A 26,029-nucleotide genomic window follows, 5' to 3' on the forward strand; every position below is an offset into this window, starting at 1 on the left:
TCGACCCACCGGCGGCCGTGCCCGGGGATGTCGACGGCACCGGCCACAGTCGACGGCTGGCCGCAGCGCAGGCACGGGTGGCGGGCCAGGAGCCGTTCGATGCTGGCAGTCCCGCACGGCGTCCAGGGTGGGGTCGGGGCCAGGTGTACCGGGTCGATGTTGAGGGATTGCAGCAGGTCAGCGTCGACCTGCGGGGCTGCGTTGAGGGCGTGGGTTGGCACGGATCTATGCTGACACGACGACGCCCCGGCCATTAGAGGTGGCCGGGGCGTCGTGTTCTGCGGCTACTGCTCGGGGGTGGCGAGGCTGTCGGCTTCGGCACGCAGAGCTGCGGCCTTCTCCAGCCACATCCGCTCATCGTCTGTGCGGGGCCCGGCGATGACCGGCGGGACTCTGCTCTCCAGCTCGGCGGCGCGCGTCCGAAGTTCGTCTGGTGTGCTCATGGTCTTATTCCTCATTGTTCGGGGGTAACGGTTTCGGCACATATCAGCCCGACGGCTTCAAGCCCGGCTTCGATGGTGACGGCGCGCTTCAGGAGGAAGGTGGCCTCCTGGATGAGGCGGGTGATGTCGCCGGAGACGGTGCGCCCATCGGTGGGCGGGTTCGTGGCGATGTACGCGACCTGTGCGGCCAGCCGCTCGGCCTCCTCGGCGAACTGGGCCTGCTCCCGCTTGATCGAGTAGGTCAGGGCTTCGCTGGCGGTTACCTGCGCCATGGTCGTGGTCCTCACTGCTCGGTGACGAGTCGGTAGGTGGCACTGTCCGGGTCGACCTTCACAATGACGCCCGCCGCCTTCAGGTCGCGGAGGGCCTGGCGGGCCCGCTTCTCCTGCGCCCGCAGATCACCGTGGCCGAGCCCTGCGTTACTCAGGACGGTCACGGAACGGTGAGTACCCCAGGCGCCTCCGAGGGCGCGGATCGACTTCTCCAGGGCCTGGGCTGCCTGTGAGGCCACCGTCAACTCCCATTTGTCTCATCGACGGCTTCAGCTCCGCAGCGGCGGCACTCGTTGCCCTCCCTGACCTGCGGGTAGTCGTGTTCCGGGTACGCCTCGCCGTCGGGACCAAGGCAGTCGTCCTCCAGCGGGAAGTACTCGTGTTTCTCTCCGCCAATGGGCGGAGTGTAGTTGGCCACGGTCATTTCTCCTTGTGGTATCGATTGACGTGGTTGGCGATACTGGCGGGCGCTCCCGCGTAGTCGCAGCCACGAGGGCACAACTCCCAGCCGCCACGGTCGAGAGCCGCCCGCCGAACCGTTCCCTCCCGACCGCCTGGCGCGTGCCCAGTGTCATGAAGCAGTCGGGCGACTGAGCCGCCGTGGTAGACGGCCATGTATGCGGCTTCAGCGGTCTTGTCGTGGCCAGGCGCAAAGCGTCGGCCGTAGCCGGGGGTCTCACGGCATCCGCACCAGCAGGTCCCGTCCGGTGCGGGCAGATCGTCAGCTGTCATGACACTCCTTGCTATGTGAGGTGTCCTCACCGTAGCGAGACACAGCACACAAGGCGACCCTTAACAACTCAAGACTTTCCTTGAGTGGAGTGAGGGCTCCATCAGTACTAGAAGGGGCATAGAATCGAATACATGTACGACTTGCCGCCCGATCTGCCACGCCTCCGCACCCTGGAACAGCAGCTCACCATCTGGATCGGGCACGTCCGTGCAGCCATCGCCGCAGCAGAGCAGCGAGAAACCGAACGGCGGACGGGCGAGGAGCGGCGGCCGCCGACGCCCGACTGGATCGTCGAGCTCGGCATCGGAGTCGGCGCACCACTCAGCGAAGTACACGCCGGCGACTGCTACGCCGCAGGGAAACGACGCCGGGCCATCGACCGCGACCAAGCCCGCAGCCTGCTCGCCGACGGGATCCGGGCCTGCACACACTGCCGGCCCGACACCACCCTCGGCGTACTCGGGTAGCTCAGGCGCTTTTCCCCGCCGCGGCCTTCTTCTTCCCCGTGGACTTCTTTGCCGCAACCTTCTTGGCAGGGGCCTTCTGACGAGATCGCTCCCGACCGGATAGTGGACGGCATTCGTACCTCCAGAAGCCCCCTGTGGCTGCCGGGAGGCGGTCCGGCCGCGGTTAGGGAGACATCTGGTCGGGACCAGGGGTGACCGGGCCACCGCCCGTACACCGATCCTCACGCCGAGAGCCGGTGCCCGCATCTGAACCAGACACGGACACCAGCGCCCAGGGCCTGCCGCTACTCGGCGGCCGGCTCGTACTCGATGGGCTGCTCGCCGCAGTCCGCGGCAAGTCCGGCCAGGGCGTCAGCTTCGGGCGCGTCCACGGTGAGGCCCCAGCGGAGCTTCGTCGATACCCAGTCGGCTGCGTAGGTGCAACGGGCGTCGGCCAGCGGGGGCAGCCACGTCGACGGGTCCTGATCGCTCTTCGAGCGGTTACTCTTTGCCGTCACGGCCACGAGCGAGCGCTCAGCACCGAGGTCGTTGGCGTAGGCCTCGCGCCGGGCTGCAGTCCACTGCGAGGCGCCCGAATCCCAGGCCTCGGCCAGCGGGACCATGTGGTCAATGTCCAGACCGCCCGGCGCGGTGAGCGTGACACCGTCGTAGTAGGAGTACCACTCTCCCGCGACGATCTTGCACCCCGAGTCGATGGTGACGGGGACGCGCGACTCGGCGATCAGTACCTCGGCGCGGGTGTTGCACGAGTCGCGGTCGGCGTCCACCCAGTGCTTGAACTTGGTGCGCTGGTAGCCGTCACGGGACTCGGCCGCGAGCGGGAGAAGCTGGATTCCGTCGGACAGGGTGAGGGCGTCCGCCTGAGCGTGAGCGGGGGTTGCGAAGAGCAGGGGCATGAGGGTGAGAGCGGCGGCAGCGAAGCCGCGGGCGGTCTTAGTGATCATGGATTCTTGGTATCGGCCCGCAGAGCCGGAAGCTCGCAGAACCGCAGCAAGGTCCCCCCGAAGGGTGGGAAGTCGTACCGCACAGCAAAGCCCCTCCCGCAAGGCGCGGAGGGGCCAGCGCCGCACAGCTGCCTAGCTGTGAACCAGGAACTCTCGAACTAAGCGCGCCACGTTCGCACACGCCGACACGGCGGCCAAGGCCACACTCCAGCCCCGCAGCCCAGGAGACTTCACCAGGCGGCGAGCGGTACGGTGTTCAGACACGATGCATCACTCTTCCATGCGTGATTGCCGAATGCTGCTGGCTCAAGTAGTTGCTGTCCAGGCCGACTTGAGCTGGCGGGCTTTTGCTTGCTCACCCATAGAAGCAGGTCAGGCGTCGCGCTCATACGCGATGGACGCTGCTCGACACCCCAGCTTGTTGAAACAGCAGGAAGCTGCGGGGGTGCCGCTGATGAAACGGCCCCAGCTCCATCACCGCCGCCAAGCCTCCCGTGGGGAACCGGGAGGTGCGGCAGGCCCCGCCCGCAACGGGGGCAGCGGGCAGGGCCTGAACGGGAGGGGCTGCCTGGGGGCGAGCTCTGGCCGTGCGATCAACGATGCACCCGTTCCGGCCACGGGGGAAGAAGGGTGACCGGAAACGGTCGATCACGCGCACTCAGCGCGTCAGCGCCGCAACAGGTGTCACGTCACCGGAGTCGAAGACCACGACCGCGTCAACATCTAGGTCCACAACCTCGCGGACTGCGGACACCTCTGCGGCGCCGTACACCTCGTCGACGTCAACAACCACGGAACGGATGGTCAGCCCTGGCTGATCAGTGAACCACTCGCCCACCAAGTCCATGACGTCCTGCAGCGCTTCTGCGGGGAAGTACTCAACACCGCGGGTGGACAGCCAGCCTTCGCCGTCGAGCCCGCCCAGGACGAACCGCTCCAGTACTCGCGCCATACCGAGCGGCAATCCGGACACTCGAAGATGCTGGACGGTCAACCTACCCTCGGCGTGCTGCCGAAGCCGGTTGTGGCCGGCCCCGGAGCTGATGCCCGGCTTCACCCCGTTATGGCAAGCGGCACCGGTGCTGCGGCCACCCTCGTTATCTGGCTCCGTACTTGACTGCGTGCCGTGGCCTCAACATACCGGGGGATTCGGCGCCTACTCCAAACCCGTCGCCGAGGGGAAGCCTTCGACGCTGATGACGCCGCCGCCAGTACCGTCGGCCTGTTCGATCAGGGGCTTTGACACGGAGCAAGGTTGGGTTCCGGCGGCGCATGGGTGAGGGGTGGTGTACGGAGCGTGCGTAGTCAGGCGATGGGCCGGCTGATGGTGGCCAGCTGGGGCGGAGGTTCGCCGTGTTCGGCTGGGCTTCACGAAGTGAGGGCGGGGGAGCGTTAGTTGTTGACCCGGTTGTACTCGGGCTCTCCGGTTTCGAGTACGCGGAGCAGGGAGGCGGTAATTACGCGTGCTCCGCGGCCGATGTGGAGCACACGGCAGGGGAACTTCCCCTGGCGGACGAGGTCGTAGCCTTTCGCGCGGGAGAACCCGAAGGCTTTGGAGGCATCTGCCACGCTGCTGGTGCCGCCCCAGGTGGCACGGATCTGCGTGGGGCTGCACGCCGTGCTCTCAACGTTCGCGTCGGCAGTTACTGGGCTCACGTGGTGGCTCCTGGGGGTAGATACGCGTTCCTGACGCGGTGAGCGGGGCGATCTGCGCGGTCGTGACAGGCTCTCCGTCAACGAGGAGTCGGGTTGCTCCTTGATGCGACTGCGAGATATCCATGGTGCGCGGGAACGCCGTTTTGGCTAACCGGCGTTCTCGGGCTGTGTTGCCCAGCTCTCGGGCGGATCGGACCTGCGCCAAGCCGTCGGTGGCTGTTCGTGGGCCCGTGAAAGGGCCTGGTCCGGGTTGAGGGGTGGGGTCTCGTAGAGCCGAAGGTATTGGCGAGGCGCCCCGTCCCTAACTTGATCTTTAACCTGTTGGCGGTCCCGCGTCCCAGCGGAAAGAGGCACGGTTCTGGTCGACGTGGAGGAGGAAGTTGGCAACAGGCCCTTTCGGCGACACCAGGGTTAGGGCGTGTCTCCTTGATCTGCTTGTCGGTTGATCGGGTGTGTCTGTCCGGTGGGTAATCACTGATGCGATGTGGGACCGGATTGAGCCGTTGATGCCGGCCGATCCGGTCCGTGGCCGGCGATGGGCCGACCATCGCCGAATCCTGGAGGCGATCGTGTGGAAGTACCGCACTGGCTCGCCCTGGCGGGACCTGCCGGACGAGCTCGGCTCGTTCCAGACCGCTCACAAACGGCTGCTCAGGTGGGCCGTGGATGGCACCTGGGAGCGGATCCTCTCCGTGTTCCTGGCAGTGGCCGACGAGGCTGACGACATCGGCTGGACCGTGTCAGTGGACTCCACCGTCTGCCGGGCCCACCAGCACGCCGCCGGAGCCGGAAGCAAGGGGGCGCCAGGTCAGGCTGAGCCCGACGACCATGCGCTTGGTCGTTCCCGCGGCGGCCTGAGTACGAAAGTCCATCTCGCCAGCGACAGCCATGCACGCCCCTTGGCTCTCCATGTCACCGCGGGTCAAGCGGGTGACGCACCGGCCTTCGAGGCCGTCATGGCCAGTATTCGTGTTCCACGAAGCGGGCCGGGAAGACCGAGAACTCGACCGGACACCGTTCTGGCGGATCGCGCGTATTCGTCACGCGCGATCCGGACGCATCTCCGCCGACGCGGGATCCGCGCTGTCATTGCCCAGCCGTCCGACCAGGCCGGTCACCGGCGGCGCCGAGGTCGTTCGGGTGGCCGGCCGCCCGCCGTCGACGCCGAGATATACAAGCAGCGCAACGCGGTCGAGCGATGCATCAGCCGGCTCAAGCAGTGGCGGGGGCTGGCCATGCGAACGGACAAGCTCGCCATCTCCTACCAGGCTGCGCTTTACGTCGCTGCCCTCCTCATCTGGGCCCGGACGTAGGGACGTCGGGCCGCACAATTTGGAGAGGCACCTCCTCAGGCCAGCGTGGCAACATGCGGCAATGGTCTTTCGACACCCAGCCGGCGACTACGCGATCACCGCGATGTACTCCGTGCCCGATGACGCCTGGTATCTGGAACTGGATCGCGTGGCCGGGCAACGGATGCTCGTGACCGCAATCGTTCCCGACGAGGATCCGGCACGGAAACCGATGATGTGCTTCAACCCGCACGCAGGGCACATGGACGTCCCGTACGAGGTCATGCGCTGGTTCATGCACCAGGTCGATGAAGAGATCCGTACCTCCCGTGCCTGGATGCGGCTGAGACCAGAGCTCGTCGAGATCATCTACCAACTCCGTCAGGAACACATGGGCGTCATCGGCGATGACGCCTTTCCTCAGGCTCTGGCGGACGTGCGCACCTCGGTCCCCGAGGAAGACCTCCCCGCCGTTCTGGAGGCCGCCTTCGGGCGGAACCTTGACGGCACCACCATGGACCACCCGCAAACGCCCCAGCCTGTAAACGGTCAAGGAGACAGGTCCTAGGGCACTTTCGATGCGATCGTATGCGTCGTCGAAGCGTTCGAACTCTTCAGCCTGGAGAATGGCGTTGAGCTCGTCGAACCAGGGCTTGAACTGGCTGAAGGCAGGCTCGGGGAAGAAGCGTCCACGCTGCCAAGGCATGCCTGCCTCATCGACGGTGATCGTGCCGACGAGAGTGCCGCCGTGCAGGAGCTGCCACTCACTGTCGGGGCCGGTCATTCTGCTACTTCCCTGATCTTTGATCTCGGGGTCCGAACGGCCCGTCGTACTTGATCACTCGGACTGGTAACTGCCCTACGTACAGGCGGCCTTCGGCTGGGTATGTGATCCGACCAAGGAACACGCAACGCTCAGCACGAAGGCCATGAGGATGAGTCTGCTGCATCATGCTGTCCGGCAGGATCCGTTCGCGGGACTGTCACGCTCCCGGGGCGAGTTCTACTCCTGTCTGACCCGGCGTGCGGACGCGCTGTTCGAACTCGCAGATGCGGTGTTGTGCGCAGACGGTCCGGTCCGGTCGCTGGTGGAACTGTCGCTGGTCGGTGAACATCGTCGCGGGCACGGCGGGCTCTACGATGCCCTGTCCGCAGGCCGGGTCGATGGGGCCCGGGTGCGACGGGCCCTGGCGGCGGTGTCTCTGCCGCGGGCGGCGGACGGCCGGCTGGTCCTGGCCGCCGATCCCTGACCCGCCCTCCGCGCCGCCCGGGCTGAAGTCCGCGAGCACGTCTGGGAGCTGGCCGGTGACACCGCACCGGACGCCGGCGGTCAGGTGACCGTGGACCTGGACGGAGTCCTCGTCCTGGCCCACTCCGACAAGCAGGACGCGGCGGGTCCGGCGAGCCGGTGGTGGCCTGCTGCGGCCGGGGGACGCGGGCTCCAGCACCGCCGCCGACCACATCACCGCCGCCCCTCTCGCCCTGGCCCAGCTGCCGAAACAGTACCGGCGAGGACGGCAGACGCTGATCCGTACCGACTCCGGCGGCGGCACCCACCACGCGTTCGTCGCCTGGCTCGCGAAGCGCAGGCGGTGGCTTTCGTACTTGGTCGGCATGACCATCACCGACGCCCTCCATCAGGCCGTCCTGAAGGTGTCGACCTCGGCCTGGACACCGGCCGTCGAACCGGACGGCGGCCTCCGCGACAGCGCCTGGGTCGCGGAGATCGACGCCGGCAGCGTCTGCCTGGCCGGCTGGCCGAAGGGCATGCGGCTGATCGTCCGTAAGGAACGGCCGCACCCCGGAGCCCAGTTGTGCTTCACCGACACCGACAACGACGGCCATCGGCTGACCTGCTTCGCCACCAACACGGGCGGCGAGGCGATCGCCGCGCTTGAACTGCGCCACCGTCAGCGGGCCCGGGCCGAGGACCGCATCCGTGCGGCCCGGGCCACCGGCCTGCGCAACCTGCCCCTGCGCGACACCGCCCAGAACCAGGTGTGGCTGGAGCTCATCCAGATCGCCCTCGACCTGCTCGCCTGGATGCTGATACTCGCCCTGACCGACCCCGCCCGGCTCTTGGAACCCCCTCGCCTGCGGTTCCGCCTGTTCTCCGCCGCCGCTAAGGCTGAGCAGCAGTAGTCGGCCTTCTGGGCGGCCCTTTCGCGGCCTGTTCGATGAGACGCCTGGCCCACTGCAGCTGGCCGAGACCATCCGCTGGATGGTGACAGTGGTGGATTGACCCACTCGGCAGAGAGATTTCTTTTGGAGGCCACGGCACAGCCAGCCGAGCTGGAAGCTGAACCCCGCAGTACGGTCGGCATGCCGCTCAGACAGGACGGCGGTCACACAGCAGCCTCGTGTCCACTTCGCACGTTGCACGGGGCTGCTGCCTAGCGCGGCCGACGACAGCGGGCCCGCTGTCCGAGCCCCCTTCGCGGGGACTCTACGGGTGGCAACTCCGGCCCGCCGTGGGGAACCAGGATGCGTCGACGCCCGGGGCACTCCAGCCACATTCAGGAAGCGCTGCGCTTCCTTGCCGCTGCCGTCCTGGCCGGGCCCTTCGTTGTGGTGGCCTTCTTCGCCGCCTTCGTGCGGACCTTCATCTCGCGCACCATGGCATCCCCGTCTCCCTCGCTTCGTCTCTCCTTCGCCGCCTTCACGGAGCCATTCAGGGCGGCCATCAGGTCCATGACCTTTCCGTACCCCTGCTGGCCGCCTTCGACCGATTTCGGGAGCACCTTGTCCTCGGCCTTCGCCTCGATGAGTTCTTCCAACGCGTCGCGATAGCGGTCCCGGAACTGGCTGATGTCGCCGGTGGCCATGGTGTCCGTGAGCTGGACCGCCCGCTCGATCTCGTCGTCATCAAGCTCGACGGAAGTTGGCGCGCGACTACCGCGAGCTGCTGATCGCCGCTCACCAGCAGCTCGGCGGACCGACCGTGATCGTCTGGGACAACCTCAACGTCCACAAAACCGCCGGCCTTCGGGAGTTCGCCGACTCACGGGACTGGCTGACCATCTACTACCTGCAGCCCTACACACCCGACCTCAATCCCGTCGAAGGGATCTGGTCCCTCCTGCGGCGCGGCTGGCTCTCCAACGTCGGCCTCTCCACACCCGAACACCTCGTCCAGCGCATCCGACGCGCCCTACAGCACATTCAGTACCGCAGCGACCTTATCGACTGCTGCCTCGCCGAGACCGGCCTGACCAGCAGCCCCACCTGAACAACCCGGCGACATCACGAGTTCAACCTCAGTAACGGCCACAGGCAGCGAGCGCGAGCGCAATCACGGCGGTCAGGTTCTCACCCAGCCGAGCGGCGATGGAGGCCTCGGCAAACACTGTGGCCAGCACACGTAGCGTGGTCGCAAGAGCTGTCGCGGTGAGCGCGGCGGCGATTCTTCGCCATCCCGGTTCCCTTCCGCGAACGCAGGTTCATCGAGGCGGCGGCCACCCTTCCATCATGCTGTACCGCGGTCGGCCTATGCGTTCGAAATCGGGCACCGCATCAAGGGGAATCACCGTTTCGGTACCGCCCACGACCGGAGAATCAGGTATGAGCTGGTTGTAGAGAATTTCTGGATGCGTCAGGACAAAATCTTTGAAATCCTTCACCTTCATGTCGATTTTGATGATGCCGCGACCGCCTCCGGACACCCCGCCTTCACTGGCTTGATTCGCATAATAATTGGCCGTCTCCAACTGCTGGGTGAGGTACAGGGCTTTCCCTGACATGCCCGGTGCCCGCTCCTGGTTCTTCGTGAGCCGACCGAGATCCATGTGCTGTTCGTCAGCCGTCTGCTGGGCGTCGTAATAGTTGGTGCCGCGGTAGAAGGTGATGATCGCGTCGTCGTCCGGCTGGTTGGCGGGAGCAGGCGGAGGCGCGGGAACCGTCCCTGGCGACGCAGCCGTAGTGGGCGCCTCCGGCATCTTGTTGTTGGTGGGAGGCGTCGCGAGATGAGCGTTGGAGCCGGAGCGGTCGTTGCCGCCCTTCGGTCCGGCAAAAATCGCGAACAAGGTGACGCCCACCACGACGGTGCCCAGCACGGCACCGACAGCGGCTCCGGGCGGTCCTCCGACCGCGCCACCGGCGATCGTGGGGGCGAGTATCACCTCCTCCACGAACTTGCCGGTCGGGTCGGTGTAACGCAGAGGATTGTTGTATGCGTAGGTGTAAGCGGCCAGGTCGCGGGACTTGTTTCCGCCGGCACTGTCCAGATAGCCCGGCAGCGCCGGGTCCGCGCTCGCCCATAGTTGCGTGCGGGGGTTGTAATAACGCGCCCCGTAGTAATAAAGCCCCGTCTCCGCGTCGAGTTCCTTGCCGGTGAACTGGTAGGGGGTATCAGTGTCGCCGGTGTGTTCCTCGACCCAGGTCTCGCCGTAAGGAAAGTATTCGAGGTGCTCTGTCACCTTGCCGTTCTTGTCGGTGACATAGCCGGAGGAGCCGATGTGGTCGGCATGGAAGAACTGCTGCTCGTCCTCGACGCCGGTGGCCTTCACCGTCTGGGTGGTGACACGGCTGTCGCCGACGAAGATGTGCTTGTAGCCGGTGGCGTCGCGTTCGCTGTAGTAGCGGTTCGGGTAGAGGGAGAGTCCCTCGTCGCTGGTCTTGACGACGCGGTCACCCTTGTCGTCGTAGGCGTACGTGACGGTGGCGCCGGCGCAGCCGCCGGGATCTTGGGTGACGGTCGCTGTCGCAGTGTCCTGGTTGCAGGCGAGGCGGTTCTCTTCGTCCCAGACGTACTGGCGGTGCTTGTCGGCGACGGCGGTGTTGAGGGTGCTGGTCAGATTGCCGTTGGCGTCGTAATCGTTACTGACTGGGCCGACCTTGCCCGGGGCGTGCGGCTTCGGGCCGTCGTAGGTGTACGCGTAGTCGTAGCTGGTGCGGTCCTGGACGTCGGGGCCGTTGTCCGGGTTCTCGACCGGTTCAATGGGCCCCTTGCCGCCACCAGCGGACGGGCGGGCGGGGGTGCCGTCTGTGATCTCATGGGTCTGCGTCTTGCGTGTGGTGTTGTGAATTGAGTCGTACTCAAGGCTCAGGGTGTACGAGTTCCGGGCCGCGTTTTTGTCCGTGTAGGTGCCGGACGCCGAGGTGAGCTGGTACAGGTCGTCGTAGGCGTAGGTCTGGGTGCTGGGCCCGCCGATGTCGCCGCCCTGGGGCGCGTTGTTGGCCAGCGAGGTGATGTTGCCGGTCTTGTCGTAGGTGTAACTGAGGTCCTGGAAGGCCGCTCCGTCCGACTGCGTGGACTTCAGTGTGGCGAGGCGGCGATCCTCGGCGTCGTAGGTGTATGTCGTGCGGACGCCGTTGCCAGCCTGCTGGAGGGCCTTCTGACCGAACTTGTCGTAGTCGATCCGGTCCACGTACGTGTAGTCCGTGCCGTTCTTGGTGCCGGTGGCCCGCTTGACCTGGCCGCCGGAGTCGTACTCGTAGGTGAGGGTCTCGCCGTCCGGGTATGTCATGGCGAGGACGCGGTTGAAGGCGTCGTAGCGCCAGGAGGTGTCGTACGTGCGGGGGGCCTCGTGCACCGCGGTGACGGCTCGGGTTTCCTTGGTGACCTCGCCGAGGGCTCCGTAGGCGCGCTTCACCGTGCCGGCGGAGTCGTGGACCTCGCTGACGCGGGAGGCGGTGTTGTCAGCGGCGCCCGGGGCTCCGTAGTCGTAACTGACGTCGTTCGCGGGGAAGGTCGGGTAGCGGATGGCTTTGAGGCGGGAGTACTCGTAGTCGTACTCGATGGCCTTGTCGGCGGCGCGGAGGTTGGCGGTGATCTTGGTGGTGACGTTCCCGGCGAGGTCGTAACGGGTCTCCGTGCGGCCCGCGTCGGGGCTGTCGTACGAGACGCGGCGTCCCAGCCCGTCATAACCCGCCCTGGTCACGTTGTTCTTGTCGTCGGTGACGGCTGTGACCTGGTTCATGGGGTCGTGGGCGTAGCTAGTCCATACCGGCTTGGAGTCGTGGAATTCCTTGACTGAGGTGGTCACTTCGCGCACATCGGTGTAGGTGATGCGTTTGATGCCGTTGCCGTCGGTGACGGTGGTCTCGAAGCGTGTGGCCCCGGACCGGTCGGGGCCGAAGCCGTAGTCAGTGCTGGTGCTGACGCCGTCGGGCTGGACTGTCTTCACCGAGCGGTCGAGGACGTCGAGGGTCTCCTTCGTCGGCGCGACTGTGTCGTAGGCCGTGTTGAAGGTGGTGTTGGCGGTGCTCTTCGGCTCGGTGACCGGGTAGTACTTCTCCACCGTGCGGCCGAGGGCGTCGAACTTCATACGGCCGGAGACCGTCATGACGTCGGTCGGGGCGGCGCCCGGTGAGCCGGCGACGGCAGCGTCTTTCTTCTCCTGCAGGATCCGCTGGAGGCCGTCGCTGAAGGCGACTGTGTCGATGGTGTCCTCGCGGACACCGTCGGCGGCCCGGTCGAGGTGCTGCGTGGTGGCGTACGGGACGGGTGCCTCGGGGTGGTAGCCGAAGGTGATCGTCGCCTGGCCGGCGTCCTGCTCGTAGGGGCCGGTGAGCGTGGCGAGGCGGCCGACGCTGTCGTACGTCATCGTCACGGACTGGTTGTTCTGGTCCGTGTTCCGGGTGGGGACCCCGTATCGGAGGTCGTAGGCGGAGGTGGAGCGGTAGCCGAAGCTGTCCTCGACCGACTCGATCTGCACGCCGACGGTGGGGTCGTAGCCGTAGGTGTGGGTGTAGCGCTGGCCCTTGGCGTTGGCGGGGCCGGTGACCGCCTTCAGGTTGCCGTCGGGGTGGTAAGTCATGTCGGAGACCGCGGCGGTGTTGTCGTCGAGGTACTCGCGGACCTGGCGGACCTCACCAGTGGCGCAGTCGACGTCGGATGCGCGGTGGCGCAGCACCTTCCCGGCGGCGTCCTTCTGCCGGGTCTCGTCGGCGACGCCGGTGCGGTTCGCCTCTCGGCATTGCACGTCGGAGGCCGTGTAGGCGTAGGTGGTCTCCAGATCGTCGGCGGTGCCCTCACCGCCGGTGTCGAAGACGCGGGTGACGTTGCCGTAGGAGTCGTAGGAGAGCTGGGTGGTCGTGCTGGCTCCGGCGGTAGCGGCGCCTTCGTAGTACTTCTGCTCGACCTGGGTGAGCTGCGGGAAGACGGTGGTGGTGAGGCTGTCCGGATCGGCCGGCTCACCGGAGGCGGCGTCCACCAGTGTGTAGGTGTTTAGCGTCTCTTTGTACGGGTGTCCGGCGCCGTCCTCGGTGAGGCTGCGGGTGAGGAGCCCGCGGGTGACGTAGCCGTCGGTGCGGTAGTCGTCGGTGAGGACGCGGCGGACGGCGTCGTCGGCGCTGGGGTCGCGCTGTTCGGTGATCACCCGGCCGAAGCCGAGGAACTCGCGTTCGGCTCGGTCGGAGCGGCCCCTCTCGTAGCGGAATGTGGCGGTGCTCGCGTCCGCGCCGTCTCCGGGGACACCGTCGGTGACGGTGGAGCGGGAGAGAACCCAGTGGCTGTCCGGCATGGCGGCGGTGTTGCCGGCTCGGGTGTAGTCGAGGTCGATGCGGGCGCCCATGGGGCGGCTGACGGAGCGCAGCAGGTTGGTGCGGCCGCCCTTGTTGAGGGCAACCTGCATCTCGTTGTCCCGGGTGGACTTCACGTGGTCGGGGAGGCCGTCGCCGTTGACGTCGCGCAGGGCGACCTCGGCGCGGCCGATGCTGGTGGAGAAGTCGACACCGGGGTTGAAGACGATGCTGCCCGCGCCGACGGGGAAGCCGAAGGTGAAGTAGGCGCCGCCTCCAAGGGTGGCGTTCTTGTCGACGGCGATGTCGCTGAACGCGCCCCGGAAGGCGGTGGGCGCGGTGAAGCCCGAGCCGGAATTGACGGCGACCTTCACCGGGTTCCTGCCGTCGGTGAACACGCGGTCGGTGAGGCCATCGCCGTTGACGTCAGCGAGAGACACGTTGGTCGACGAGGTGCCGAGTGTGGCGGACAGCCCGCCCGCGAAGCCGTAGTTGTCGAGGTTGAAGCCGAGATTGACACCGGTGTTGAGGGTGGAGGCGTCGTTGACCGGACCGCCGCCCCAGGGTTCGCGGGCGGCGAAGCGGTAGCCTAGGTTGAGCTGGGCATCGCCGTTCTCGTACACCTTGTCAGGAAGACCGTCGCCGTTGATGTCGGTGAGGTCGAACATGGCGTCGGACTCGCCGCCACCAAGGTTGCCGCCGATGCCGAGGGCGGGTATCTCGGGACCGGTGCGCGCGGAGGTGGCGGCGGACCGGCCGTTGGGCGCGTCGTAGCCGCTCGCGTTGGCCAGGGTGCGGGCCGGGCTGCCCGCGCTGAGGGCGACGCCGCCAGAGAGCGACCTCGACTCGCGGACGTTGCCGCCGAGACTGCCGCGGGTGGCGCCGAGCCCGCCGTCCATGTCGGAGTACTGGATCTCCTTGCTGCCAACCACGTCCGGGAACCGGTCGCCGTTGATGTCGAGGAAGTCGATCTCGCCGACGCTGGTACCCAGGGCGCCGCTCCCGCCGAACGGGCCGAGCGTCAGGGTGGTGGAGATCTGCTGGGTGCGGCCGCGCCGGATCAGGCCGGTTGACCCGGCGAGTTCGGCGTCGGTGACCACATCGATGGTGTCGAGGCCCAGCCGGGAGCTCGCGGCAGCGGAGTCGCCGATCCAGGTGCTGTCGTCAGAGGCGACCCACTTGCCGTTCGCGGGCTGCGGGGCGAGGACGGTGACTCGCGGGGTGGGGACCTTCGGGTCCTCGGTGAACGATTCGAGATCCGCCTGGACCGGCGCCTTCGGCAGTGCGTCCTTGTAGCTCTGGTCGATGACAAGCTCGTTCTGGGCAATGGGGCGAGTGGCGCGCTCCTTGTTGCCCTGGTAGCCGATAGCGCCCCAGCCGCGAAACGGCTGAGCGAAGGCCCCCTCCACGGCCGGTGAGTTCATGGCGCTCGGCACCGTCGTCCAGTTGGTGGTGTCGTAACTTACTTTTACCGTCAGAGACTTGAGTAGGCCGACGAGTTTGGTGTTGGTGGTGGAGAGGTCGAAGAACAGCTCGTCGCCAGCGGTGACCGGGACGCTGAGCCGGGTCAGCCATGCAGGCACTCCCGCTCCCAGGGTGATCCCGATACTCCGCTTGCCGACCAGGCCGTTGCGCTTCTTCACCGTGAACCAGATCGTCGCGTTCTCAAGGTTCGAGTTCAGCTGGATGTCCGGTTCCACGGTGAGCGTGCCAGTGCGCGTTGCCTGCCACGAGGTCTGCGGGCCTCTGCGCGAGGTCACCGGGTAGAGGTTCAGCTCGTACGGTGGGTTGACGACGATGGACGGCTTGCCCTCCGAGTCGACAACCGAGTCCACGCCGCTCGCCTTGGTGTAGTAGGCCTGCGGAGCCCACTTCACCGCGTTCGCGTCGATGGGTGAATCGACCAGGAGCTTCCAGGACAGGCGTTCCCGCGCGCCGACCGTCACGTTCAGGTCGATGGGAGTGGTTCCGGTGGAGGCGGCCGGCAGCACCTTGCGGATCAGCTCCTTCGTCACCGGGTTACCCAGGAGGTCGCTGCTCTCGTGGGTGATGAGGACGGTCACGTCGTCCGAGGTGGCGGCGGCCTTCACCACGTCGCCGGTGATCTTCAGAGTGCCGGAGAGCGGCGCGGTGACGGCGGAGGCCCTCCCGGCCAGCGTGAAGTCGTTCTTGGCATCGAAGACAGTACTGCTCAACCCGTTGGCGTCGCTCTCCGCGGCGACACCGTCGGTGTAAGTGATGCGCGGATCCCAGGCCACGGTGTCGTACATGCCGTCGAGGACGGACTGCACCCGGAAATAGAACGCGTCGCCCTTGTGGACCTGCACCGCACCGACTCCGGTCGGAGCGAAGTCGATGTAATCATCGGGGCCGATCCGCTGTGCCCACAACTCGGTGTCGTTGTGCTGGATGGTGACGCGGACGCCGTCGGCCTTCTCGTAGGCGGCCCGCTCCGCGCCAGTGTCCTTCACCAGCCGCGCCGGCCCCTCGACCTTCACCGTGCCGTCGTAGGGGGCGACCCAGCGTCGGACGCTGTCCATCAACGGAGAGTTGTCGACGACGCGTTCGAAGGCCTCGGTCTGGTCGCCGACGATGGTGCCCGATGCGGCGCCGGAGCCGACGGGGGCGGGCGTGCCGCTGCTGTCGGTGCCGTAGCTTGGCTTGCCGTCGGCGCCGAGACGGCCGTACAGGACACCGCCGTTGTTGACGAGGTCGGCGATGCCGTCGGCGTTGACGTCGGTGAAGTAGCGGTCGGAGGTGGTCGTCGTCGACACGTAGTCGAGCTGCCCGTTGACGCCGGCGTACGCCTCGATGCCCGCGGTCCCAGACAGGGTCCGCTCGCGGGATATTCCGGGCAGCCCGCTCAGCTCGATCGCGGTGTCGCCGAACTTCGGCTGCCCGCCGGGTCCGGAGAGATTCGGCCGGTACCAGATCTTGCCGTTCTTGCGGAACACCTTGTCCGGCAGGTTGTCGCCGTTGACGTCCTGCAGGGCCAGAAGTCCGTCGGTGACCCCGGCGTTGACGCCAACCTTCACGCCTGCCGAGCCGGACTTCGCCGGGACGCTGCTCGGGTTGTAGCCGACGTAGAGGTGACCGCCCGCGCTCGCCGAGGTCGTGGAAGAGAGCGCGCTAGCCCCGCCCTGGCGAATGTCCAAGCCGAGGCTGTCGTCGGGCACGGACCAGGCGGCGGCTTCGTCGAAGGCGTTGTACGTGCCGGACTGGTCACGGACGTCGTCGAAGTAGTCGAAGAGGTGGGTGTGGAAGACATTGCCGTCCGAACCCAGCTGGGAGACCGATCTGAGCAGTGTCTTCGCGAACGCGCCGGTGCGGTAGTTCAGTTCGTAGGCGCGGATCAGTTGGTCATCGAGCTTGACCTCGACACGGCGCAACAGGTCCGCGGTCACCCGCTTGAAGCCGTACCGTGCGTCGATCTGCACGTCGCCGCGGCGGGCCTCGCCACGGTCGCGGTCCCGGAGGAAGTTGACCGAGTAGCGGCCCTCCGTATCGCCGCGCCCGGTCCAGGTGATGCGCTGCGGGTAGAGCGCACGGCCGGGCACCTTGGCGTCCGCCGTGCCGCCGTCGGTGACCGTCACATGGTGGTAACGGAGCAGGTTCTCGTGGCCATCGCGGACCTCACGGGCGGCCCACACCGCGATGTTGCCCGCGTCGTCGGCGAGCGTGGCGTTGGGCTCCCCGCCGTAGACGGTGCGCACGCCCTGCTTGTCGGTGACCTCCCACCAGTAGTCCGATGGCGCGTCGCCGTGCCGGACGATGCGCTCGAAGCGCCCCTCGGCACGGGTGTGAAAGACCTTGTCGGTACTGCGCGGCTGGAGGGCGCCGCGATGTGCGAGCGGGGTGAGCTGTTCCCCGTTCAGCAGGTACGACTCGGTCTCCTCGTCCGCGTCGTAACGCGCCACGCCCCAGCGGGTGTCCACCGTGATCTGCGGGGTGACGACATCCCAGCCGACTCCGGTCCAGCCGTTGCCGCCGGAGGAGTTGTAGGTGACGGCGAGCTCGGGCTGCAGACCGCCGCGTCCCTTTGGCACCGCGATGGGGTACGAGAGGCGGGCGTCGCCCTGGTTGTTCGCGGTGGGCGCCTGCACCAGGTTGACGCCAGCGCCGGGGTCGGCGGTCTTGATGTCTTTGATCTGGTTCGGGTTGAACGAGGTGCCCTCCGGCCCTTCCGGAGCGGTTACGGCGGAGCCCGCGTCCGGGCCGGGCGCCGCCGCTGCGGTGCGGAAGGACTCGGGGGAGGACAGCCCGCACACGGCCAGTACCATGATCAGTGCGAAGACCAGCCCCGTGCGGTGCCGGAAGACTGGCCGCTGGCCCCGGTGCGGGCCACCCCCAAGTACCCGCGTGCCCGGACCGAGTCGCCTTCTCCCGCGCCCAGCCGGAAACCGCCGTACAGCCATTGAACTTCCCCCACCCGATCCGACGTCCGGAGCGGAGGCAGGCGTCAACTCCCGTGCCTCCGCTGGCGAAAGGTACGGGACCGTTCCATTACCCGTACAGACATCCTTCGCATGACTGGCGCTTTTCGGTCACGATCAGGCGAGAGGCGGACACGAACCGGCCAACCCGACAGCGACTGAACCCCCACTGAGGAAGAGGCCCGCAAACTGGACGGCTACAAGAAGGCCAAGGAGACAGAGCGAAAGCTCAATCCTGTCGTGCGTGTCATCGGTCTTGATGGCCTACGCAAGGGCGCCGGACTTGCTCAGCTCAGCGAACTCACCGGCGAGTCCGCCGAGACGTTCGGCCGCATCCGTGACGCTCACGACCTTCCCTTCGACCCGCGCTATGAGAGCCAGGCGCGGATCGCCCGCGCTCGGAAGACGGCCTCCCCTGAATAGTGATCAGTCGCGGGCGAGTCGTCGATGAGGGGCGGGCCTCGTTCCACGCGTGCGCGGCGTGCAGGAGGAGCAGTCTCCGTTCACCCAGCGCACCCGGCGGCCGAAGCTCTATCCCGAAACGGAGACCTGCCCCCGCCGTGTGCTCGCCTCATCGTGGGAGCTTCCCTGTGCGTTCGGGGTGCGCCGCGGTGATGTACCGCATCGCGGTCTGCGAGGAGATGCCGAACAGGCGCATCAGGTGGAGCGGGTCGTCGACCTCGAACGCCTCGTCGCGGATCCGGTCCTGCCGCAGTGTCGGCATCGTGAGTCCGGTGGGCCGGAAGATTCTGGCGAACGTGGTGCCGATCGGCGAGTAGGTGGTGTCTACCGCAGTCCAGCGGTTGATCAGCAGATGCGGGTTGGTGGTCACCGGCCAGCGGCGGTGGCGTTCACGGAGCCACGCGGAGGCGCAACGGTAGGTGAGTTCGTCCAGGTAGATGATGTGGCGTTTGCCGGGGCGCCGGACGATGAGGCGCTCACGGGACAGGTCGAGGTCGGTGAGTCGCAGGTGGTGCATGTCGGTGCCGCTGAGCGTGTGGACGCAGACCAGCACCATCACAAAGCGTTGGAAGTCGTTCCGTGCGTGGCTGAGACGCCAGCCAGCCGGTCTGAGGGCACGGAGGGCGGGCGCTTGTTGATCCCGGCAAAGATGAGGCCGCGGGTTGGATGATGACATCAAACGAGCCGTCGCCACCCGTAAGGGGACGCCGGCCCGCTCGATCCACATCGTGCTTCCTGGGTGATCTCGCGCAGGCTTTCGATGCCGCGCCGTTCAGTTAGGGCCGGGCTGGGGAGTTGTCAGGCCCTGATCAAAAAGCCGTTCGGGTGGCTGATCGGGCGGGGTCTGGTGCGGCGGCCGTCGTGCTCGGACCGGCGCTGCGACGACGGCACCGGCGTCACTCACATCGAGCGAATCGTCACCAACAACAGGGCCTGCTACCGCGCCGAGGCGTTCCATCGAGCACTGCTGGCTTCGAGACATCAGCGGATCACGCCATACACGCCCCGGCACAACGGCAAGGTGGAGCGTTACAACCGAATCATCTCCGAGGAGTTCCTCTACGTCCGTACCTGGACCTCAGAAGACCAACGCCGCCAGGCGCTCGGAGTCTGGAACATTCATTACAACTACCACCGACCCCACAGCGCCGCCGATGGACAACCGGCAGCCTCACGGCTGCGCGAAGGTGTCAGCAACGTCCTGGCCTCCTACACCTAGAACTTCCCTCCAGGCGAACCTCTGTTCGTTGGTGAAGGCCAGTTGAGCCGCGATGTCACCTTGGGTGGTGGCCATCGACGTGCTCGGTGTGGATGGCCATTTTCAGTGGTGGAGGCTGTGGTGGGCGGGTGGCAGCATCGGCGGATGCTTCGCAACCCAAGTCTTGTCCTGTCGGTGGTGGCGGCGACGTACGGGCTGTCCGCGATGGGTGACCAGATGGCGATGATCGCCCTGACGCTTCGGTTGCATGACCAGGGCGAGTCCGGGGCTGTGATCTCGGTGCTGGTGATTGCGAGCGTGGTGCCCATTGTGGTGATCGGCCCGCTGGCTGCTCCGTTGATCGACCGGGTGGAGAGCGGAAGGTTGATCGTCGTCGTGACCGCCTTTCAGTCGGTGGTGGCAGCGGGCTTGGCCGTGGTCGACAACAAGGCCGCCACGATCGCACTGCTGGCGCTCTTGGGGGCCGGGCTGGCGATCGTCTCTCCGGCTTTGCAGTTGGTGGTCCCCGAGATTGTGGGGGAGGACGACATCGCCCGCGGCTATGCCCGCCTGGAGACGTTCAGGTCGCTGGGAAGTGTGGCGGGGCCGGCACTGGCCGGTGTTCTTGTCGCAGCGTTCGACGATCGCATCGCCCTGCTGTGCGATGCCGGATCCTTCGTCGTGATGGCACTCGTCTTCGCCGGCCTGAAGGTCCGGCGCGAGCCGGTCTCCCTCCTTCCCGGCCGGCCGCGCTGGGCTGCCCAGGTCCGCGAAGGCGTCGGCGTCCTGAGCCAAGACCGGCTGCTGCGCACAGCGATCCTCTCCCTGGCGTCCGCGATTGCTTTCACGGCGATACTCAATGTCGCCCGGGTGTTCTTCATCCGTGACGACCTCAACGCCTCGGACGCCGGCTATGGGGTCCTGGTCACCGCTCACACGGTGGGAACACTCGTCGCCGCGAGCCTGGTGGCCCCCCGGGTCCCCCTGTCGTGGCAGTCCCGTGTCCTGGCCGGTTCCGGGGCCCTGATGGGGGCGGGGCTCATCCTCGGCGCGTCAGTGCCCCATTTCGCCATTGTTCTTATCGCATTCATCCTGACCGGCATGGCCAACGCACTGCAGAGCCTGGCCATCCGGAATCTGATCCATGACCGAGTGAAGACCGAGGTCAGAGGGCGCGCCTTCGCATCTTCCAGTGCTGCTTTGAACGGCGCCAATCTCACCGGCACGGCGTTGGGCGGCCCGGCAGCCGGCCAGCTGGGCGGCGATGGAGCCCTCCAACTGGCCGGAGCCGGAACGTTGCTGGCCAGCCTGGTGGCGGCTCCAGTACTTTTCCACCGGGCGCAGCAGAGAGGCCGAGTTGGCGAGAATACTGCACCTGAAGTCGAGACGGCTAAGGATTCCTGAGCGGTTCGCACAGGCGGTGTTGACCTCACTAGGTACCCCGCTAGTTTCCGTGTGCATTCTCTGCGCATGAAATTGCACGACAAGTTGCGTGGGGGAGTGCTGCCGCTTTCGTCCATGATTCCTGGATGCGGTCGTGCTCCAACCCGCGCTCCGACGTCAGCTTGGCAGGCCCCGCGCGTGAGTTCGCCGCTCTGGCATCCGACGGTCTGTACCCGTACCTGCGCACCGCCGAGTGTCCGAGGCACCCCCGCGACTGCCAGTGTCACTGTTTCGCAGTGTCCCTGCCGAGGCATTCGAGGAGTTCCAGTACCCGACTCCACCGATAGGCACCAGCGATTCGGGGTTCCGGGCCGAGGTCGAGAGCGAGCAGGAGCTGGCCCGCGGAGAGCACCTCCTGGCCATGGTCGACGCCCACGAACGTCACCAGAGGGAGGGGCCGGCCGCCGCGGAGGCAGCCCTCCGCCTTTGCCCCGCGCTGGGTGGTCGACGTACCGCCGGGGCTGCGCGAGCTACGTTGTCGTCGCCGGAGGTGCACTCATGCCGTTGGCGCCCACCGCTCTGCCGGATTCCTCCTGGGCAGGGCCAGCGGAGTGCGTAGGATTCCGGGAATATAGATCAAGGGCCGTGCCGCCTGGGGGCTCCGTCTCGGAGAATAGGGTGCCGCGGCCCCTGTCAGCGGGGGACTGTGTGTACTTGGCGCATCTGCGGGTCGAGAACTTCCGGGTCTTCGGACCCGCAGCGCAGGGAGAGGGCGAGCGGGATGATGCGCTGAGCCTGTCGTTCACGGCCGGGACGAATGTGCTCGTGGGGGAGAACGACAGCGGGAAGACTGCGATCGTTGACGCGATCCGGCTGTGCCTGCAGTCCGCAGCATCGGACTACTACCGGGTCTCCCAGGACGACTTCCACCTCGGGAAGGACGGGAGGGCGGAGACTTTCACTATCGGGTGCGCCTTCACCGACCTGTCGACCGAGGAGCAGGCGGTCTTCCTGGAACTGCTCACCCACGACCGCGACGGCGCCGTCTGGTTGTGTGTCACATTCAAGGCCCAGCGGATGGATCCGCTGCGCAACCGGGTCTCGGTCACTACCCGGACCGGACCGGACGGCAACGGCCCCGCCCTGGACGGCGCTGCTCGCGAACTCCTGCGCGCCACCTACCTGCGCCCCCTTCGCGATGCAGAGGCGGAACTGCGCTCGGGCCGCGGGTCACGGCTGTCCCAGATCCTCGCCGGCTACCCGGCGATGAAGGACCAGGACGTCGACGACTTCGACCCGACCGGTGATGAACCCCCGTCGACTCTGAGGGGAATTCTGCGGCGGGCTGAGTGCGATATCCGCGACAATAAGGCTGTCTCGGAGGTGAGCGAGGACATCAACTCGGCCTACTTGCAGCGATTCGCGATCGGTGACGACGTCCTGCGCGCCAAGATCAGCGTTGCCACGGATGCGACGCTGGTCCGCGCGCTGGAGCGGCTGGAACTGAACCTCTTCACAGCATCCGACGACTGGACGCGCCGCGGACTCGGTTACAACAACGCCCTGTTCATGGCCGCGGAGCTGCTCCTGCTGGGCAAGAACGAACTGGCGCCCCTGCTGCTGATCGAGGAGCCCGAGGCGCACCTCCACCCCCAGCTGCAGACCCGGATCATGGACCTGCTGCGGGACAAGGCGCAGCGGCCGCAGGAAGGTGACAGGGCACCTGTGCAGGTCATCCTCACCACCCACAGCCCCAACCTCGCCTCCTCGACGCCGGTCGAGTGTCTGACCCTGGTCGCCCGGGGACGTACGTTTCCGTTGCGGCGCGGTATGACGCGCCTGACCGAGGGGGACTACGCGTTCTTGACCCGGTTCCTGGACGTCACCAAGGCGAACATGTTCTTCGCCCGGGGGCTGGCGATGGTCGAGGGAGACGCCGAGGCGATCTTCTTGCCCGCGCTCGCCGACGCCCTGGGTATGCCCTTCAACGAACACGGGGTCAGCGTGGTCAACGTCGGGCACGTCGGCCTGTTCCGCTACAGCCGGGTCTTCCAGCGCGCCGGTGAGCAGATTCCGGTCCGCGTGGCCTGTATCCGCGACCGCGATCTCGTGCCCGCCGGAACTTCCGAAGTCATGAGGGGCAAGCTCGCACGCTGGACCGATATGACGGAGGAGGAGATATCCGCGTACGTCACGAACCTCACCACCGGCGACGACGGGCCGGTGAAGACGTTCGTGTCTGACTGGTGGACGCTGGAGTACGACCTCGCGGTCACGTCCTGGACCATGGCCAGGCTGATGTATCGCGCGGTCAAATTGGCATCCGTCGCTGCACGGTCCTGGCCGGACGCCGACAAAACGGAGAAAGCCATCGCGCGGGCCGACCGGGTTGTCGACACGTGGATAGGGCAGGGACTTTCCCCGGAAGAGGCCGCCCTGAAGATCTACCGGCCGCTCAAGCTGGACAACGTCAGCAAGCCGATCACCGCACAGTTCGCCGCCCAGTTGCTCGCCTCGACGCCGCTTGTTCGCAGCGACATCCCGCCCTACCTGCTCGATGCTTTCACCTACCTGTGCGGCGAGGTGGCCCCGTGACCCGCACCTACCTGCCCGACGCCTTCGCCACCGACAAGGTGGAGGACATGGTGAAACTCCTGGGGCTGGACCCGCTCGATGCCGAGCAGTGGGACTTCCTGCAAAGCGAGAGCACCCAGGACCTCCAGGCCGCCCCGGGGTCGGGCAAGACGACCTTGATCGGACTCAAGCTCGCCCTGATGGCCGACGCGTGGACCTCCCCGACCCGCGGGGTATGCGTGCTGTCGCACACCAACACGGCCAAGAACGAGATCGCCGACCGAGTGGGCCTTCTCGCCACAGGACGCAGCCTGCTGCGCTATCCGCACTTCATCGGCACCATCCAGTCCTTCGTGCACACCTTCCTCGCGCTGCCGGCCGTGCGGGACAGAAGAGTGGAGGTCCGGTCCATCGACGACGCGGCCTTCGAGACCGCAGCCTTCCGGCTCCTGCAGCGCCCCGAATACTCCACCCTGCGCAACTATGTGGAACACCAGCACCAGGGCACTGGCATCGTTACCGGGGCGACGTTCACCTACCAGGACGGCGAACTCGCGGTTACCGGAGCGGCCAGAGATCTGCCCTTCGGCGCCCAGTCATCCAGCGGAAAACAGCTGGACCACCTCAAGCGGACTCTCGCACGCCGGGGCATCTTCCGCTTCCAGGACATGTACGCCATCGCCCAGGAGTATCTCGCCCGGCACTCGGGTATCGCTGCCGCGGTCACCACGCGCTTCCCGTTCGTTCTCCTCGACGAAACGCAGGACACCAGCGCCACCCAGCACGAACTGCTGGACCTCGTGTTCGCCTCCTCATCCACCGTCGTGCAGCGGGTGGGCGATACCAACCAGGGCATCTACAGCGACGCGGCCTCCGTAGGAGGGCCCGCCTCCCTGTTCCCGCTGCCGGGGTCCCCGGAGCTGCCGGTCAGCCGCCGCTTCGGGCCGCAGATCGCGGCCGTGGCCAGCCGCCTGGCCGTCCGGCGGCCCCAGCAGGTCCGGGGAGCCGGCCCCGACGGTCAGGTGGCGGTTCTGCTGTTCGACGAGACCACAGTGTCCGACGTCGTTCCGACCTTCGAGCGCATGGCCGCTGTGACCGTCCCCGAGGACGTTCTGGTGCGGCGTCCACCGCGTGTACTGGGTGCTCGACAGAATGCGAAAACCTCACCCGTCTACCCGCAGTCGATCTCCTGTTACCTGCCCGCATACACGCCGACCAGCCGCCCGACGGCTCACCGCACCCTGATCGGCGCGGCCCGTGCGGCAAGCGCCCGGTGGAGGACAGGCCCGGACAGCCACGAAGCGGCCACCGAGTTGTGGAACGCCGTGCGCGCGTCCGTCTCGTCATCGACCGGCGACGGCCTCCCGACCCTCGGCCGCCTGGAGAGGTCAGCGGCGACGGCTGGAGGCAGGGTTCGGATTCTGCTGCGTGAACTCCTTCTCAACGCAGACGGGTTCGACGAAGCGAGCTGGGGAGAGGCCACCGAGCAGCTGGCCGTCCAGCTGAAGCTTCTCAACGGCTGCCAACTGCGCCAGCCTGAAATGGAATTCACCCCCGCTGCTACGGCAGGCGTGGCTCCCGGGCCGGTTCCCGCAGCCGGCGCCGCAGTACCAGCGGCGCGGGCCGTGCCCGGGACCATCCAGAGCGCGAAGGGCGAGACCCACGCGGCAACACTGATCCTGGAGTGTCTGGAAAAGACAGGCAAGAAGTTCGACGTCACCGAGGCGCTGCGCATGATCGCCGAAGGGAGCGACCCGCTGCGCGAACTGAAGAGCGTCCAGGCCGCCGTGCAGCTCGTCTTCGTCGGCGCGACACGCCCCACCCACCTTCTGGTGCTCGCTGCCCACCGCGACCGGAGCAAAAAGTACGCGGACGCGATGACCGGCGCTGGCTGGGACATCCGGGACCTCACCGAGCACTGACGACACCCGCCCCGCCGTCCCTCCCGGTATACGGAGATCGTCTCTGCCGCTCCACGCCTGGTTCGGGGCGTGAGAGCGTGCTCCCTGTACGGCTACGAATGTCCGCCGGGAGGCAGCCGGGTTGAGGCTGGACGAGCGGCTTGCGACTGATCGCGGGGGATCTGCGTACGGGACGGCTACCTCCGAGAATGAGCGCGTCATCTACGACCAGGACGGCGAACGGCTTGCTGCCGGACGAGACCCAAAAGAAGGCGAAGTGCCGGGGCCTGAGTTCGTAGAGTCTGCAGTTGGCTGCCTGTTCGTCTCGGACATCAAAACATCCCAGGTGGGAAGGGAAATAATCTCGTCCAATGGGGCGTAGGGACCCGGCACGCGATCTCCGAGGAAGGCGTGCGCGAGTCAGCTGAACTGCAGACAAGCGGTTCAGAACCCATCAGGTGTCCGGCGTCAGGTAGTCGCCGGCGCGATCGGGTCTTCCTCGTCCGACGACGGCACTGCTGCCCCCGCCGTGGCGGGGAACGCCCAGGCAGCCCCAAAGGTGAACACGTTCAACTAGTCTGGCAAGGTATCTCTCCAGGCCCGCTCCTATCGGTTGGCCGATGCGGGCTGAGGGTGGGAGGTCCTAATGGCGGCCGGAAGCAGGCTGCGGGCGTGGGTGGCGCCTCTCAGTGGCTTTATGATGGTTTTGGCTACTCTGAGAGTGCGGAACGTGAGCTCTTGTCCGTTTCGTAGTTGAGGTTGGGGAAGGATCCCTGGTCGTGGGTGGGGGGTGGCCCTCAGGCGTCGGGG

At 66.9% G+C, this 26,029-nt stretch carries 17 protein-coding genes and 4 pseudogenes; 10 read left to right on the top strand and 11 right to left on the bottom strand.

The window, feature by feature from the left end:
• Positions 1-284 precede the first annotated feature (284 nt).
• The 4 genes from ACIQMX_RS40035 to ACIQMX_RS40050 are packed head-to-tail and all read right to left on the bottom strand — an operon-like array spanning position 285 to position 1,133.
• Entirely contained in the window at positions 285-443 is a 159-nt protein-coding gene (locus tag ACIQMX_RS40035) for a hypothetical protein (RefSeq protein WP_402485949.1), read from the bottom strand.
• Between the two features lie 11 nt (positions 444-454).
• Positions 455-715 carry a hypothetical protein gene (locus ACIQMX_RS40040; RefSeq protein ID WP_402485951.1) on the bottom strand — a complete coding sequence of 87 codons (261 nt, stop codon included), beginning with the start codon at positions 713-715 and terminating at the stop codon, positions 455-457.
• Positions 716-726: 11 nt separating this feature from the next.
• Positions 727-954, bottom strand: a complete 228-nt coding sequence (locus ACIQMX_RS40045; RefSeq protein WP_402485953.1) for a hypothetical protein — start codon at positions 952-954, stop codon at positions 727-729.
• Positions 955-956: 2 nt separating this feature from the next.
• A complete protein-coding gene (locus ACIQMX_RS40050; RefSeq protein WP_402485956.1) occupies positions 957-1,133 on the bottom strand; it encodes a hypothetical protein in 177 nt (58 codons plus the stop codon).
• A 446-nt stretch (positions 1,134-1,579) separates the two neighbouring features.
• On the opposite strand from ACIQMX_RS40050, the gene ACIQMX_RS40055 reads away from it, so the two are divergent.
• Complete coding sequence (locus ACIQMX_RS40055) at positions 1,580-1,915, top strand: DUF6233 domain-containing protein (protein ID WP_402485959.1); 336 nt, start codon at positions 1,580-1,582, stop codon at positions 1,913-1,915.
• A 284-nt stretch (positions 1,916-2,199) separates the two neighbouring features.
• Here the strand turns inward: ACIQMX_RS40055 and ACIQMX_RS40060 are convergent, their stop codons facing one another.
• The 3 genes from ACIQMX_RS40060 to ACIQMX_RS40070 all read right to left on the bottom strand — a co-directional run bounded on the left by ACIQMX_RS40060 (position 2,200) and on the right by ACIQMX_RS40070 (position 4,515).
• The gene (locus ACIQMX_RS40060) at positions 2,200-2,859 is read right to left on the bottom strand and encodes an HNH endonuclease family protein (RefSeq protein ID WP_402485961.1); all 660 of its coding nucleotides are present in this window, start codon (positions 2,857-2,859) and stop codon (positions 2,200-2,202) included.
• Between the two features lie 658 nt (positions 2,860-3,517).
• On the bottom strand, positions 3,518-3,916 hold the full coding sequence (locus tag ACIQMX_RS40065; protein ID WP_402485964.1) for a hypothetical protein: 399 nt from the start codon (positions 3,914-3,916) through the stop codon (positions 3,518-3,520).
• Positions 3,917-4,251: 335 nt separating this feature from the next.
• Positions 4,252-4,515, bottom strand: coding sequence for a hypothetical protein (locus ACIQMX_RS40070; protein WP_402485924.1), 264 nt, complete (start codon positions 4,513-4,515; stop codon positions 4,252-4,254).
• A 482-nt stretch (positions 4,516-4,997) separates the two neighbouring features.
• On the opposite strand from ACIQMX_RS40070, the gene ACIQMX_RS40075 reads away from it, so the two are divergent.
• Complete coding sequence (locus ACIQMX_RS40075; RefSeq protein ID WP_402485967.1) at positions 4,998-5,828, top strand: IS5 family transposase; 831 nt, start codon at positions 4,998-5,000, stop codon at positions 5,826-5,828.
• Here ACIQMX_RS40075 and ACIQMX_RS40080 read toward each other — a convergent pair.
• Positions 5,809-6,591 carry a hypothetical protein gene (locus ACIQMX_RS40080; protein ID WP_402485970.1) on the bottom strand — a complete coding sequence of 261 codons (783 nt, stop codon included), beginning with the start codon at positions 6,589-6,591 and terminating at the stop codon, positions 5,809-5,811. The genes ACIQMX_RS40075 and ACIQMX_RS40080 overlap by 20 nt on opposite strands.
• A 151-nt stretch (positions 6,592-6,742) precedes the next feature.
• Between ACIQMX_RS40080 and ACIQMX_RS40085 the strand changes: the two are divergent.
• Together ACIQMX_RS40085 and ACIQMX_RS40090 are read left to right on the top strand one after the other, a co-directional pair.
• Positions 6,743-7,051, top strand: a pseudogene (locus ACIQMX_RS40085) (transposase); the annotation flags it as partial.
• A 9-nt stretch (positions 7,052-7,060) separates the two neighbouring features.
• Positions 7,061-7,934 (top strand): annotated as a pseudogene (locus ACIQMX_RS40090) (transposase); the annotation flags it as partial.
• 389 nt (positions 7,935-8,323) lie between these two features.
• On the opposite strand, the gene ACIQMX_RS40095 reads toward ACIQMX_RS40090, so the two are convergent.
• On the bottom strand, positions 8,324-8,632 hold the full coding sequence (locus ACIQMX_RS40095) for a hypothetical protein (RefSeq protein ID WP_402485973.1): 309 nt from the start codon (positions 8,630-8,632) through the stop codon (positions 8,324-8,326).
• A 62-nt stretch (positions 8,633-8,694) separates the two neighbouring features.
• Here ACIQMX_RS40095 and ACIQMX_RS40100 point away from each other — a divergent pair.
• Positions 8,695-9,036: pseudogene (locus ACIQMX_RS40100) on the top strand (transposase); the annotation flags it as partial.
• 211 nt (positions 9,037-9,247) lie between these two features.
• On the opposite strand, the gene ACIQMX_RS40105 reads toward ACIQMX_RS40100, so the two are convergent.
• Positions 9,248-17,548, bottom strand: coding sequence for a SpvB/TcaC N-terminal domain-containing protein (locus ACIQMX_RS40105; protein ID WP_402485976.1), 8,301 nt, complete (start codon positions 17,546-17,548; stop codon positions 9,248-9,250).
• Between the two features lie 393 nt (positions 17,549-17,941).
• Between ACIQMX_RS40105 and ACIQMX_RS40110 the strand changes: the two genes are divergently transcribed.
• Positions 17,942-18,124 carry a hypothetical protein gene (locus tag ACIQMX_RS40110; RefSeq protein ID WP_402485979.1) on the top strand — a complete coding sequence of 61 codons (183 nt, stop codon included), beginning with the start codon at positions 17,942-17,944 and terminating at the stop codon, positions 18,122-18,124.
• A 148-nt stretch (positions 18,125-18,272) separates the two neighbouring features.
• Here the strand turns inward: ACIQMX_RS40110 and ACIQMX_RS40115 are convergent, their stop codons facing one another.
• Complete coding sequence (locus ACIQMX_RS40115) at positions 18,273-18,719, bottom strand: hypothetical protein (RefSeq protein ID WP_402485982.1); 447 nt, start codon at positions 18,717-18,719, stop codon at positions 18,273-18,275.
• 336 nt (positions 18,720-19,055) lie between these two features.
• Between ACIQMX_RS40115 and ACIQMX_RS40120 the strand changes: the two are divergent.
• The 4 genes and pseudogenes from ACIQMX_RS40120 to ACIQMX_RS40135 form a co-directional block, all read left to right on the top strand.
• A pseudogene (locus tag ACIQMX_RS40120) lies at positions 19,056-19,382 on the top strand (integrase core domain-containing protein); the annotation flags it as partial.
• Positions 19,383-19,526: 144 nt separating this feature from the next.
• Complete coding sequence (locus ACIQMX_RS40125; RefSeq protein WP_402485985.1) at positions 19,527-20,765, top strand: MFS transporter; 1,239 nt, start codon at positions 19,527-19,529, stop codon at positions 20,763-20,765.
• Positions 20,766-21,302: 537 nt separating this feature from the next.
• Positions 21,303-23,339: an ATP-dependent nuclease gene (locus ACIQMX_RS40130; protein WP_402485988.1), complete on the top strand. Its 2,037-nt coding sequence runs from the start codon at positions 21,303-21,305 to the stop codon at positions 23,337-23,339.
• Positions 23,336-25,240 carry a UvrD-helicase domain-containing protein gene (locus tag ACIQMX_RS40135; RefSeq protein WP_402485991.1) on the top strand — a complete coding sequence of 635 codons (1,905 nt, stop codon included), beginning with the start codon at positions 23,336-23,338 and terminating at the stop codon, positions 25,238-25,240. The genes ACIQMX_RS40130 and ACIQMX_RS40135 overlap by 4 nt, the downstream gene beginning before the upstream one ends.
• The last annotated feature ends 789 nt before the right edge of the window (positions 25,241-26,029 follow it).

Source organism: Streptomyces sp. NPDC091416, assembly GCF_044756845.1.
Classification (GTDB): Bacteria; Actinomycetota; Actinomycetes; order Streptomycetales; family Streptomycetaceae; genus Streptomyces.

Excerpts from the sequence above, each read along its gene's own strand:
- ACIQMX_RS40080 (WP_402485970.1), bottom strand. The coding sequence starts at position 6,591 with ATGACCGGCCCCGACAGTGAGTGGCAGCTCCTGCACGGCGGCACTCTC.
- ACIQMX_RS40075 (WP_402485967.1), top strand. The coding sequence starts at position 4,998 with ATGTGGGACCGGATTGAGCCGTTGATGCCGGCCGATCCGGTCCGTGGC.
- ACIQMX_RS40130 (WP_402485988.1), top strand. The coding sequence starts at position 21,303 with ATGCCGTTGGCGCCCACCGCTCTGCCGGATTCCTCCTGGGCAGGGCCA.
- ACIQMX_RS40040 (WP_402485951.1), bottom strand. The coding sequence starts at position 715 with ATGGCGCAGGTAACCGCCAGCGAAGCCCTGACCTACTCGATCAAGCGG.
- ACIQMX_RS40055 (WP_402485959.1), top strand. The coding sequence starts at position 1,580 with ATGTACGACTTGCCGCCCGATCTGCCACGCCTCCGCACCCTGGAACAG.
- ACIQMX_RS40035 (WP_402485949.1), bottom strand. The coding sequence starts at position 443 with ATGAGCACACCAGACGAACTTCGGACGCGCGCCGCCGAGCTGGAGAGC.
- ACIQMX_RS40125 (WP_402485985.1), top strand. The coding sequence starts at position 19,527 with ATGCTTCGCAACCCAAGTCTTGTCCTGTCGGTGGTGGCGGCGACGTAC.
- ACIQMX_RS40095 (WP_402485973.1), bottom strand. The coding sequence starts at position 8,632 with ATGGCCACCGGCGACATCAGCCAGTTCCGGGACCGCTATCGCGACGCG.
- ACIQMX_RS40115 (WP_402485982.1), bottom strand. The coding sequence starts at position 18,719 with ATGGTGCTGGTCTGCGTCCACACGCTCAGCGGCACCGACATGCACCAC.
- ACIQMX_RS40105 (WP_402485976.1), bottom strand. The coding sequence starts at position 17,548 with ATGGTACTGGCCGTGTGCGGGCTGTCCTCCCCCGAGTCCTTCCGCACC.
- ACIQMX_RS40060 (WP_402485961.1), bottom strand. The coding sequence starts at position 2,859 with ATGATCACTAAGACCGCCCGCGGCTTCGCTGCCGCCGCTCTCACCCTC.